Here is an 11,997-nt window from a genome sequence, read left to right on the forward strand (position 1 = left end):
CCGCGGGCCCGTCGGCGCGACGCGCGCGACGGGTCCGCATGACCGGCAAGGAACGGCGCGAGCAACTGCTCGACGTGGGCCGGGTGCTCTTCGCGGAACGCGGGTACGAGGGCACCTCGGTCGAGGAGATCGCCCATACCGCGGGCGTCTCCAAGCCGGTGGTCTACGAGCACTTCGGCGGCAAGGAAGGGCTGTACGCCGTCGTCGTGGACCGCGAGATGCGCCGCCTGCTGGACATGGTCACCGGCGCGCTGACCGGCGGCCACCCCAGGGAACTCCTCGAGCAGGCCGCGTTCGCCCTCCTCGACTACATCGAGCAGTACACCGACGGCTTCCGGATCCTGGTCCGGGACTCGCCGGTCGCCCAGTCGACCGGCACCTTCGCCTCGCTGATCAGCGACATCGCCACCCAGGTCGAGGACATCCTCGGCCACGAGTTCACCCAGCGCGGCTTCGACGCCAAGCTCGCGTCGCTCTACGCCCAGGCGCTGGTCGGCATGGTGGCGCTCACCGGCCAGTGGTGGCTCGACGCGCAGCGCCCCGGCAAGGCCGAGGTCGTCGCCCACCTGGTCAACCTCTCCTGGAACGGCCTGTCGGGGCTGGAACCGCACCCGCGGCTGATCGGCCACCGCAAGAGCTGACGCCCGGCAGGCGTACCGCCTGCCGGGCGTCGGTCGCTGGTGCGGCGCGCGGTCAGCCGGTGTTGCGCAGACCCGCCGCCACGCCGTTGACGGTCAGCAGCAGCGCCCGCGACAGCAGCGGATCGGGCGTCTCGCCCGCCGCCGCGGCCGCCCGCTGCCGGGCCAGCAGCGTCACCTGGAGGTAGGAGATCGGGTCCAGGTACTGGTCGCGGATCCGGAACGTCTGCGCCAGCACCGGGCTGCCGGCGAGCAGTTCGCTCTCCCCGGTGATCCGCAGCACCTCCTGCACGGTCAGGTCGTGCTCGGCCTCGATCGCGGCGAACACGTGCTTCAGCTCGTCCGGCACCAGCGTGTCCACGTAGTGCCGGGCGATCCGCAGGTCCGTCTTGGCCAGCGTCATCTCGACGTTGGACAGGAAGGTGCGGAAGAAGTGCCACTGCCCGAACGCCTCGTCGATCACCGCGTCCAGGCCGGCCTCGCGGGCGGCCTTCAGGCCCGACCCGACGCCGTACCAGCCGGGCACGATCTGCCGCGACTGCGTCCAGCCGAACACCCACGGGATGGCGCGCAGCCCGTCCAGGCCGGCACCGGAGTCCGGCCGGCGCGAGGGGCGCGAGCCCAGGTGCAGCTCGCCGAGCTGGTCGACCGGCGTGGAGGCGAAGAAGTACGGCGGCAGGTCCGGGTCCTCCACCAGCTCCCGGTACGCCGAGTGGGCCGCCTCGGAGACGATGTCCATCGCCGCGTCCCAGCGGGCCAGCGCCTCGTCGGACTGCCGCGGCGCGGTGTGCAGCGCCGACGCCTGCAGCGTCGCGGCGACCGTCAGCTCCAGGTTCTCCCGGGCCAGCGACGGGATCAGGTACTTGTCGGAGATGACCTCGCCCTGCTCGGTCACCTTGATCTCGCCCTCCAGCGTGCCCCACGGCTGGGCGAGGATCGCGGTGTGCGAGGGGCCGCCGCCGCGGCCCACGGTGCCGCCGCGGCCGTGGAACAGCCGCAGCCGCACGCCGTGCCGGTGCGCCACGTCGCGCAGCCGGCGCTGCGCCCGGTGGATCTCCCACTGCGAGGTGGTGATGCCGCCGAACTTCGAGGAGTCGGAGTAGCCGAGCATGACCTCCTGCACGTCCCCGCGCAGCGACACCAGCCGCCGGTAGGAGGGGTCGGAGAGCATCTCGTCCAGCAGCTTGTCCGCGATCCGCAGCTCGTCGGTGGTCTCCAGCAGCGGCACGATGCCGATCTTGGCGACACCCGCGTGCAGGTCGATCAGCCCGGCCTCGCGGGCCAGCACCGCGGCCGCGAACACGTCGTCGGAGCCCAGGCACATGGAGATGATGTAGGACTCCATCACCTCGGGCCCGAAGCGCTCGAACGCCTCGCTGATGGTGTGGAAGACCCCCAGCGTCTTCGCGCCGGCCGCGTCCAGCGGGGCCGGCGTCGGCGCCAGCGGCCGGCGCGACCGCAGCTCCTTGGCCAGCAGCTTCCTGCGGTAGTCGCGCGGCATGTCGGCGTACCGCCAGGACTCCTCGCCGAGCCGGTCGAAGAGCTGGCCGAGCGCGTGGTGGTGCGCCTCGGCGTGCTCGCGCACGTCCATCGTGGCCAGTTGCAGGCCGAACGCCGACAGGGTGCGGATCGCCCGGTCGAGGCGGCCCTCGGCGATCAGGCCGCCGCGGTGCGACCGCAGCGAGTCCTGGATCAGCTGGAGGTCCTTCAGCAGCCCGGCGGTGCCCAGGTAGTCGCGGCCGGGGACGTGCGGAGTGCCCCCGGCGAGCCGCTCCCGGGTGTTGACGAGCTTCTGCCGGATGCAGGTCGCCTTCAGCCGGTAGGGCTCCTCGGCGTTCAGCCGCTTGTAGCGCGGGCTGATCTCGGGCAGCGCGACCAGGTCATCGGAGAGCGAGTCCAGCAGCTCCTGGCTCGCGCCGGAGTTGCGGATGGAGTTCGACAGCGCGCCGCGCAGGAAGTCGACGACGTCCAGGGCGTCGGTGATCCCGTGCTCGTGCTGCAGGATCAGCACGTCCCAGGTGACCTGCGGGGTGACGTTCGGGTTGCCGTCGCGGTCGCCGCCGATCCAGGTGCCGAAGGTCAGCGGGCGGGTCTGCGCCGGCAGCGGGAAGCCGACCCGCTCCAGCTCGGCCGCCAGGTCCTCCAGCACGTCGCCGACCGCCCCGGCGTGCAGCTCGTCCAGGTAGTAGATGGCGTTGCGGGCCTCGTCGGCGGGCTCGGGCCGCACCACCCGCAGCTCGTCGGTCTGCCACAGCAGGTCGATGTTCTCGGCCAGCCGCAGGTCCGCCCGGCGCCGGTCGGCCGTGCCCGGCGCGGAACCGCCCTCGCTCTCCTCCAGCAGCTCGGCGATCCGGCGCAGCTTGTTCAGCACCGAGCGGCGGGCCGCCTCGGTCGGGTGGGCGGTGAAGACGGGGCGGACGTTGAGGTTCTTCACGCTGTCGCGCACGTGCGCGGGGTCGCCGTCCTTGAGCAGGTCGGCGGTCTGGGCGAGCAGGCCGCCCTCCTCGGCGCGCCGGACCCGCAGGTCGCGGCCGCGGTGGACCTGCTCGGTGACGTTCGCCAGATGGAAGTAGGTCGAGAAGGCGCGGACCAGCTTGGCGGCGGTCTCCAGGTCCGTGTCGCCGAGCAGGGCGGCGGCGGCCTCGCCGTCGCTGCGGGTCAGCGCCCGCACCTTCTCCACGAGGTCGAGGAGGTCCTGGCCCTCCTGCCGGACCAGGGTGCCGCCGAGCAGGTCGCCCAGGCGTCGGATGTCGGCCCGTAGGGCGGTGCTGCTGTCCGGGGGCGTGTCGGCACTGCTCACAGGTGCGGCTCCTTGTGCAGGTGGTGGACGGGATGTTTCGGAGCACCGGAGTGCTCACGGACCGCGCTGTCCGACTCCACCAGGATAGGTGGCGGTCCTCAGGCCGAGACGGGCCGCCCACCTTCCGGACACCGGGACAGGGCCGGTCCGCCCGGGCGGCGCACCCTTAGGCTGGACGTCATGAGTACGACGGGGGCGCACGTACCGGACGACGGGGCTGGAGGATCGCCCCGCTCCGGCTGGTGGTGGTGGGCGAGGCGGCGCAGCTTCGCCCTCGACGCGACACTCGCGGCGGTCTCCGCGCTGGAGTGCGCCTTCGAGGGCGCCACCTTCGCCCAGAAGACCGGCATCGCGACCACGCTCGGCGCGCTCTTCGGCATGCTCGTCGGCGCGGTCCTGCTGCTGCGGCGGCGCTGGCCGGTGGCGGTGGTGCTGGTCGGCATCGCGGTCAGCCCGGCGCAGATGGGCTTCCTGCTGTCCCTGGTCGGCCTGTACACGCTGGCCGCCTCCGAGGTGCCGCGGCGGATCACCGTCGCGCTCGCCTCGATGAACGGCGTCGGCACCATGCTCGTCGCCTTCCTCAATTTCGAGGACAGCATGCACGACTCCGGCACCGAGTCGATGTCGGTGCTCGTGACGCTGATCGTGTCGGCCCTGATGGCGCTGGGCCTGACCGCCCCGCCGGTGCTGCTGGGCCTGTACGCCAGGGCCAGGCGGCGGCTGGTGGAGAGCCTGCGGGAGCGCGCCGACGGCCTGGAGCGGGAGCTGGAGCTGCTCGCGGAGAAGGCGCTGGAGCGTGCCGAGCGGGCCCGCTCGGACGAGCGCACCCGGATCGCCCGCGAGATGCACGACGTGGTCGCCCACCGGGTCAGCCTGATGGTGGTGCACGCCGCCGCGCTCAAGGCGGTCGCCCTGAAGGACCCGCAGAAGGCGTCGGCGAGCGCCGAGCTGCTCGGTGACATGGGGCGCCAGGCGCTGAACGAGCTGCGGCAGATGCTCGGGGTGCTGCGCGCCGCGTCGGAGCCGGTGGCGCCGGCCGCACCCCTCGCCGCGGCGTCCGGATCGACGGTCGTCCCGGTCGCGCCCGAGGAGGAGGACGAGGGCCCGAGCCTGGAGCGGCTGGCCGAGCTGGTGGAGGAGTCGGCGGCGGCCGGGATGGGCGTCGAGCTGGCCGTCGAGGGCGAGTCGCGTCCGTGCGGCGCCCGGATCGAGGCGACGGTGTACCGGGTGGTGCAGGAGGCGCTGACCAATGTGCACAAGCACGCGGCCGGGGCGAAGGCGCGGGTGCTGCTCGCGTACCGCGAGGCCGAGGTCGCGGTGCTGATCACCAACGGCCCGTCGGACGGTTCCGCGGCCACCAAGCTGCCCAGCGGCGGCCACGGCCTGGTCGGCATGCGCGAACGCGTCACCGCGCACGGCGGCGGCTTCGCCGCGGGACCGACCCCCGAGGGCGGCTTCCGGGTCTCGGCGATGATCCCGCTGCCCGCCTCCGCCTGACCGCGGCGCCGGGCCTGCGACGGGGCCGGCGACGGATCAGGGCCGGGGGACGGTCAGGAGGAGGGCTCGCGGCCGGTGAGGGCGGCCAGGGTGGCGCGGATGTGGGCCAGGTGCGACCGGATCTCCTCGCGGTGCTCCTCGTGCTCGCGCAGGGTGCGCTCCGCGTCCCGCCGCACCCGCTCCTCGTGCAGGCGGGCCTGGGCCAGCAGCGCCGTGGCGCGGTCCTCGGCGTCGGCCTGCTGGGACCGCAGCGCCTCCTCCGCCTCCGCCCGCTCCCGGTGCGCCTCCTCCAGCCGCCGCTCGGCGTCGGCGAGCAGGTCGGCGAGCCGACTGTCCACGCCCGCCTCGCGCTCGGCCAGTTCGTGCTCCAGCACGTCGAGCCGCTCCTGCCGCGCCTTGTCCGCGTCCGCGTTCTCCTGTCCGAGCTGGGCCTGCACGGCCTCCATCGCCGCGCTCGCCTCGCCGCGGACCGCGTCCGCCTCGGCGCGGGCCTCCCCGAGGATCTCCGCGGCCCGGCCGCACGCCTCGTCCATGACGGCCTGCGCCTGGTCCTCCGCCGCGGCCAGCCGCGCCGACGCGGCGGCGCGGGCCTCGTCCTGCAGGGTGCGGCGCGCGGTGTCCGCGGCGTCCCTGGCGTACTGCGCCTCGACCTCGGCCCGGTCCCGTACCGCCTGGGCCTCCTCCTCCACCAGCCGCAGCAGGTCCACCGCGCCGGCGCCGAGCGAGTCGTACGCGGACGCGGCCAGGGCGTCCACCTGCTGCCGCAGCGCCGTGCACTCCGCGTCCATCTCGTTGGCCAGGACGGTGAGGCGGGCCGCGCGCTCCCACGCGGCGTCCCGGTCCTCGGACAGTTCGTCCAGGAACCGGTCCACCTGATCGGGCCGGTAGCCGCGACCGCGGATCGTGTCGAACCGCCCCTGTGCCGCACCCGGTGTGGTCGTCGTGTTACTGCTCATGCCGTCTGCCCCTCGCCGTCGGGCCGGTCCGAGTCATGGCCGCGTGGTCGCGCGCTGTGCACCATTTTTCGCTTATGCCCGAATTGTACGGGCTGCGACACTCCGGCCCTTCTCCTACCCGGCGACGCGCCGCACATGGAGACGTACCCGTACGGCCACGAAGCCGCACGTGGCGGCGTCCCCGTACAAGCGGCGCACGGGGCAGACGAGATGAAAGGGCCGGGCGGAGGCGTTCCTCCACCCGGCCCTACGACCGGCCTCCGCGCGCCCGGCGGTTGCGGCGACCGCCGCTACAGCAGCCCGTCCCACATCTGCTCGACGAGCACCGACCACCAGTTGTCCGGCGAGGCGATGGCCGCCGGGTCCTGCGCGGCCAACTGCGCCTGGAAGTCGACCGTCCAGCGGCCGGCCTGGTCCGGGGTCAGCCCGAGGCGCAGCCGCCACATCCGGCCGAGCAGCGCGAGGCAGCGGGCGAACTCCGGCAGGCTGGAGTTCACGAACTGCGGTGCCAGGGCGGGCGCTCCGCCCGGGCCGCCCTCCAGCGGCACCGCGACGATGTGCGCCGTGCCGTACTGCACGCACAGCTGGCGGCCGAAGTCGTTGCCCATCACCAGGTACGAGCCGGCGTCGGACGCCGGCTGCACCCCGCGCTGCGCGGCGAGTTCGGCCAGCGTCGGCACCGGCTGGCCCGGCTGGGCCTGCGCCCAGAAGAACGGCCCGAAGTCCACCGGCAGCCCGGCCCACATCAGCGTCTGCGCGACGATGTCCGGCAGGCCGGCCCGGGAGACCGCGCGCTGGTCGAAGCGGAACACGGCCTGCGGGCCGAACGCGCCGGCCAGTTCCTGGCCGATCACGTCCAGGCCGACCGGCGGCACCCGCACCACGGTGTGCGCGTCCGGCATCGGCACGCGCTGCGGCTGCGGGCGGGCGGGCGCGCCGGCCACCTGGTGCAGCTCGCCCTGGTGCGTCAGCAGGTGCTGCACGCCCTGGCGGCGGCCCGCGTGCTCCCGGCCGTACGGCGCGGTGTGGCTGATCCGCACCTGCGGCCAGGTCTCACGGACCATCCGCGCGCAGTAGCCCCCGGGCAGGTCGCACGACTCCAACTCGGTGTGCAGCTCCAGCACCTGCTCCGGGTGGACGTTCATCGACCGCAGCTCGTGCAGGATCTGCCACTCCGGGTGCGGGGTGCCCGGTGCCGAACGGCGGATGAGCTGCTGCTCGCTGCCGTCCTGGCCGCGGTAGCGCAGCACCGCCATGTAGCCGGGGCCGACTGTCGGAACGGCGGCACCGCCCTGCGGGTACCCGTACGCCGGAGCGGGCGGCGGGGTGCCGGCGCCCGGCGCGGGCGGGGGCGGCGGAGGCGCGCCCGCACCGGGTCCGGGCGGGGGTCCGCCAGGGCCGGCGAGCATGGTCGCGGCGTAGTGCGGGTTGCCGGGTCCGGGCGGCGGGGTGCCCGCGCCCGGGCCGGGCGGGGGCGGGGGAGTGCCCGCGCCGGGGCCGGGCGGTGGGGGCGGGGGTCCGCCGGGGCTGGCGAGCATGGTGGCCGCGTAGTGCGGGTCGCCGGGGGGCGGGGTGCCCGCGCCGGGGCCGGGAGGCGGCGGGGGAGTGCCCGCGCCGGGGCCCGGCGGCGGGGGCACGGGTGCGCCCGGGCCGCCGTTCGGACCGGGGGAGGCGAGCATGGTGGCCGCGTACGCCGGGTTGCCCGCGGCGGGCGGGGGCGGCGTGCCGGGGCCGGGGGGCGGCGGCACGCTGCCGGGGACCGCCCTGGCGGTCTCCAGGCCGGCGATGTCCCCGGCGGCGGCCGGCGGCGGCAGATGGACGGCCGGCCCGCCCGGCGGCGGGTACGGCGAACCGCCCATGGTGTGCGGTACGCCCGGGTTCGGCACACCGGGATTCGGCATCCCGGGGCCCGGCACGGCGGGGTTCGGCATGCCGGGAGCCGGCATGCCCGGGGCGGGCGGGCCCTGGTTCGGCACCGGCGGGGCCGGCTGCTGCTCGGCCGGCGCGATCACCGTCTTCGGCAGCGCGCTGCCGGCGGGCATCAGCTCGGTCCGCGCCTCGGACGCCACCTTGGGCACCTCCGGCGGGTCGTCGGACTGGCTGATCGGCGGCGCGAACACGGTGGCGGGCACCGCGACGGACTGCCCCTCACCCGAGTCGCTGATCGTCTTCCCGGCCCAGCCCCCGTCCGCGCCCCCGGCGCTCTCGCCCGCGGCGGGCGCGGGCGCCTCGGAGTGGCGGCGGTAGTCGATGCCGCCGGACGGGGAGCCGGCCGCAGCGTCGGGTGAACTGCCCGCTGCCGCCGGGGAGTCGGTGCGCCGGGTGTAGTCGATGCCGCCGGAGGGAGCGCCCGCGGCGGGCGCGGGGGCCTCGGAGCGGCGCTGGTAGTCGATGCCGCCCGACGGCGTGCCGGCCGCGGCGTCGGGTGAACTGCCCGCTGGCGCGGGGGAGTCGGTGCGCCGGGTGTAGTCGATGCCGCCGGAGGGAGTACCCGCGGCGGGCGCGGCCGGGTCCTGACCGGAGTCCTGCGCCGCGCCCGCGCCGGAGGCGGCGGAGCGGCGGTCCGGGATGCCCATGCGGTCGGCCGCCTCCTGGAGCCACTGCGGCGGGCTCAGCAGGAAGGACGTGGCCTCCAGGTCGATGCGCTGCGGCGGCTCCGGTGCCGCGTCGTCCGGCACGGCGCCGTACTCCTCCTCGTAGCGGCGGATGAGCTCGCCGATGGGCAGGGCGGGCCAGAGCGTGGCCTCGCCGCTGTCGCGGGCGATGATGACGCGGACCAGGCCGTCGTCGGTGAGCGGCCCGCCCTCCCGCGTCTCGGACCAGACCACGAAGCCCAGGTCGAACTCGCGGACCCGGATCTCCCGGGCCTGGTACGACGGGACGTCGCCGTTGATCCAGCGCTCGGCGCGCTCCTGCGCCTGTGCGAAGGTCACCATCTGCGGCCTCACCCCTCCACCGGGACGGCGGTCGCGAAGCCGCCGTCGACCATCAGGTTCGCCACCGTCTCCAGCTCCGGCGGGTTGCCCGCGAGCCGCATCAGGAACTCGTCGAACGAGTCGCCGCACGGCAGCAGCAGGTCGGCGACGCGCTCCGCCGGGCTGCCCCAGCGCTCGCCGTCGCGCACGTCGTCGTAGGCGCAGAACCAGACCGAACCGTTCCGCTCGCCCTTGACCTTGACGGCCAGCACGCCCCCCTGGACGTAGCCGACCGCCAGGTAGTCCTTCGTCAGATGGTCGCGCAGGCACTTGTTCACGTAGACCAGGTCGTTGACCGCCGCGTCCTCGCGGACGGTGAAGAACGGCTGGTCGACCAGCAGGCCCAGTTCGGCGTCGAGCGCCACGCCCTTGGGCGCGCAGCCGCCGGCCGCCTTCAGGAAGGTGCGGTAGGCGCCGGGGAGCCGGTAGCCCAGCTCCTCCTCGACGTCGCGCACCTGCTGCTCCGTCACCGCGACCGCGTCCTTGGGCAGGCCGAAGTGCGCCGGGCGGGTCTCCTGCAGGGGGCGGGTGCCGCGCTTGGTGTGGTCGGCGGACGACGTCGCCAGGCCGCCGTGGTGCCGCAGCAGCGCCTTGACCTCCACCGGGACCAGTTCGACGCGGCGGGTGCCGTACACGTGGTGCCAGGTCCAGCCGTGCGGGGTGGCCACGCCCGGCAGGCTGGCCCACAGCTCGTGTCCCGCGGCGTGCTGCGCGGCGTTCGCCGACACGTGGTCGGTCAGGCGCAGTTCGTCGACGCCGAAGCCCTCCGGGGGCTCGGCGATCTCGGCGGCGGCACGCGCGTACGGCGAGAAGTCGGGGTAGCCGCGGTCGTCGACCCAGAGGCCCTGCGGGTACTTGGCCGCGCGGACCGGGTCGGGGAAGTGCACGACCTGTCCTGAATAGGCCGCGTTCGGTGGCGCGGAGTGCTCCGCAGCTCCGGGCCCGGGAGGTGCTCCCAGCCCTTGCCGGCCTGTCGTCATGGCGGTTGCCCCCTGCTGCGTCTGGCTGATGACCACAGCCTAGGGGGTGTGGCAAGGTTCCTGACCTCCCCGGTCCCCGCCCTGCGGGCGCCGGGCACCACTTCCCGTCAGCTGCCCTTGGCGGCCTCGCGCAACTTGGCGACCTGGGCGAGCGGGATCGCGGGGCGCAGGGTGGCCGGCCTGTGGTCGGCGCGCAGCGTCTCGTACGCGGCGGTGGCCTCGCCGACCCGGATGACGGTCACCAGAACCGCGCCCGACGGGCCCGCCTTGCTGTCGCCGATGGTGTACGTCGCCTGCTGGTCGCCGTAGGTCCCGGTGGCCGGCACGGCCTTCACGGCGTACGTGGTGGTGGTGCCGTTGCGGGTCGAGGTGTACGAGGTGCAGGTCTTCAGCGACGTGGTCAGGTCGTCGAGGACCTGCTTCGCCTCGCCCGCGGTGTAGGAGGCGACGACCGAGAGGCTGATCGTCTTGGCGTTCTTGTCCTTGGCGGCGGTGTCGGTGACCATCGCGCCGACGTAGACCTGCCGGGGGTGCGCGGGCTGGCTGCTCCACTGGTCGGCGACGGCCTGGCACGCGGGGTGGTCGGTCTGCTGGCGGGCTCCGAGCAGCTGCTCCTTGGTGCCGGCGGGCAGCACCTGCACGTCGGACACGTCCTTGGAGGTGAGCAGCGCCTGGGTGAGCTTCGCGGTGGAGACCGCGCCGGACGCCCGCACGCCCTGCGGGGTGGGCTTGGCGTCCTTCCCGCCGCCGCCCCCGCCGCACGCCGCGGTCAGGGCGAGCGCCGGCACCAGGGCGGCTGCCGCGGCGGCCGTCCGGCCACTACCGGCGAGTAGGCGACTGCGTGCACGTATCCGCATCGGTTCGTTCCCCAAGTGTCGTGTCCGTCCCGGCGGCCGGGGCCCGCGCGTCCCGGCGCGGGCGTTCGCGGGCGGACGGCCCGCTGCCGCGCGACTTTACGGCACCGGGCACGCCGCACCCCGTGTGGCACTGCTCACGAAACGGTCACGGCCCGGTGGTCACCGCCGGGCGGCCAGTGCGGCCCGCAGCTTGGCGTCCTGCTTGCGCGCGACCGCCAGCGGCACGGCGCCCGCTCCGCCCTTGGACTGCGTCGACAGGTAGGAGGTGATGGTGTCGCCGGTGCGGACGACCGTCACCAGGGCCGCGCCGGTCTTCTTGTCGGAGGTGTCGGTCATCACATAGCTCACCGCCTGGTCGCCGACCGGCACGGCCGGGCCGCGCGCGATGGCGAACGGGGTCCGCACCCCGTCGCCGCCGGTCGCGACGAACCGGGTGCAGGTGGCGAGCGCGGACGTCACCGACGCCATCACCTTCCGGGCGTCGCCGGGCGCGTGGCTGGCGACGAGCATCTGGTTGACGCTCGCCGGCACGACGGAGGAACCCTTCGACGTGCCTCCGGCGCCGGGTCCGGACGACGGCTTCGGCGCGAACTCGGCGCCCACCGAGGCCATGCGGTGGATCGCCGGCCTGGTGCTGGCCACGTCGGCGAGCGGCTGGCAGTCCGGCCGGTCGGCGGTGAGCACCGCCTGCCCGCCGGACGGGTCCTGCGCGGAGAGGTCGTCGGGGTTGAACTCCTCGGGCGCGGTGGTCTGGACGCCGTCGGACGACGAGGACTGCTCGACCACCCAGCCGGGCAGGTCGCTGCCGGTGACCAGGGCCCTGGTCAACTGCTGGACGGTGAGCGGTGCGTGGCCGGCGAGCGAGGACAGCGCCGTGGGGGAGGCGCTGGGCGTGCCGTCGGTGGCGGAGGAGCCGGCGGAGCAGGCCGTGAGCGTCAGCAGCGCGGGCAGCGCGGCGATCGCGGCCGTCAGGGACTTGCGCATGGGGTCACGTTCCCTCGGGTTCGGCGGTGGGGGGATCCGCGGGTGCGGGGCCGAACCCCGATCCTCCCGGCGGCCGTTCGCGCCGTCCATGGCGCCGCCCACCCTGTGGACGGGCCGTGCCCGCGCTGTGCGGTCCCGGTGGCCCGGCAAACGTGCACGTCGCGTGTCCACCGGACCGACACACCGTCACAGGACGGTGACATGGCCCACACAATGGGCGCGCCACGATGCCGATTGCTTCCCCATCGGACGCCGGATTTGGCACTCTGAATCGGATACGGGGGGTCGTCCGCAACCGCGGGCGCATGGA

The 11,997-nt window shown here is 74.8% G+C and carries 8 protein-coding genes; 2 read left to right on the forward strand and 6 right to left on the reverse strand.

The annotated features are described in order from the left end of the window. The first annotated feature begins 38 nt into the window (after window positions 1-38). A complete protein-coding gene (locus ACH4TG_RS19910; protein WP_398243667.1) occupies window positions 39-641 on the forward strand; it encodes a TetR family transcriptional regulator in 603 nt (200 codons plus the stop codon). A 52-nt stretch (window positions 642-693) separates the two neighbouring features. Here ACH4TG_RS19910 and ppc read toward each other — a convergent pair whose 3' ends face one another. Continuing rightward, the gene (gene ppc, locus ACH4TG_RS19915; RefSeq protein ID WP_398243668.1) at window positions 694-3,438 is read right to left on the reverse strand and encodes a phosphoenolpyruvate carboxylase; all 2,745 of its coding nucleotides are present in this window, start codon (window positions 3,436-3,438) and stop codon (window positions 694-696) included. Window positions 3,439-3,618: 180 nt separating this feature from the next. Here ppc and ACH4TG_RS19920 point away from each other — a divergent pair, with 180 nt between their 5' ends. Next, window positions 3,619-4,935: a sensor histidine kinase gene (locus tag ACH4TG_RS19920; RefSeq protein ID WP_398243669.1), complete on the forward strand. Its 1,317-nt coding sequence runs from the start codon at window positions 3,619-3,621 to the stop codon at window positions 4,933-4,935. A 53-nt stretch (window positions 4,936-4,988) separates the two neighbouring features. On the opposite strand, the gene ACH4TG_RS19925 is transcribed toward ACH4TG_RS19920, so the two are convergent. The 5 genes from ACH4TG_RS19925 to ACH4TG_RS19945 all read right to left on the reverse strand — a co-directional run bounded on the left by ACH4TG_RS19925 (window position 4,989) and on the right by ACH4TG_RS19945 (window position 11,687). Beyond that, complete coding sequence (locus ACH4TG_RS19925) at window positions 4,989-5,891, reverse strand: DivIVA domain-containing protein (protein WP_398243670.1); 903 nt, start codon at window positions 5,889-5,891, stop codon at window positions 4,989-4,991. A 290-nt stretch (window positions 5,892-6,181) separates the two neighbouring features. Beyond that, window positions 6,182-8,827 (reverse strand): SUKH-4 family immunity protein, encoded by a 2,646-nt coding sequence (locus ACH4TG_RS19930; protein WP_398243671.1) that lies wholly within the window; start codon window positions 8,825-8,827, stop codon window positions 6,182-6,184. A gap of 8 nt (window positions 8,828-8,835) precedes the next feature. Beyond that, on the reverse strand, window positions 8,836-9,846 hold the full coding sequence (locus tag ACH4TG_RS19935; RefSeq protein ID WP_398243672.1) for an SMI1/KNR4 family protein: 1,011 nt from the start codon (window positions 9,844-9,846) through the stop codon (window positions 8,836-8,838). Between the two features lie 107 nt (window positions 9,847-9,953). Further along, entirely contained in the window at window positions 9,954-10,703 is a 750-nt protein-coding gene (locus ACH4TG_RS19940) for a sensor domain-containing protein (protein WP_398243673.1), read from the reverse strand. Between the two features lie 159 nt (window positions 10,704-10,862). Continuing rightward, complete coding sequence (locus ACH4TG_RS19945) at window positions 10,863-11,687, reverse strand: hypothetical protein (protein WP_398243674.1); 825 nt, start codon at window positions 11,685-11,687, stop codon at window positions 10,863-10,865. Between the last annotated feature and the right edge of the window lie 310 nt (window positions 11,688-11,997).

Source organism: Streptomyces sp. NPDC020917 (genome assembly GCF_044333795.1).
In the GTDB taxonomy this organism is placed as follows: domain Bacteria; phylum Actinomycetota; class Actinomycetes; order Streptomycetales; family Streptomycetaceae; genus Actinacidiphila.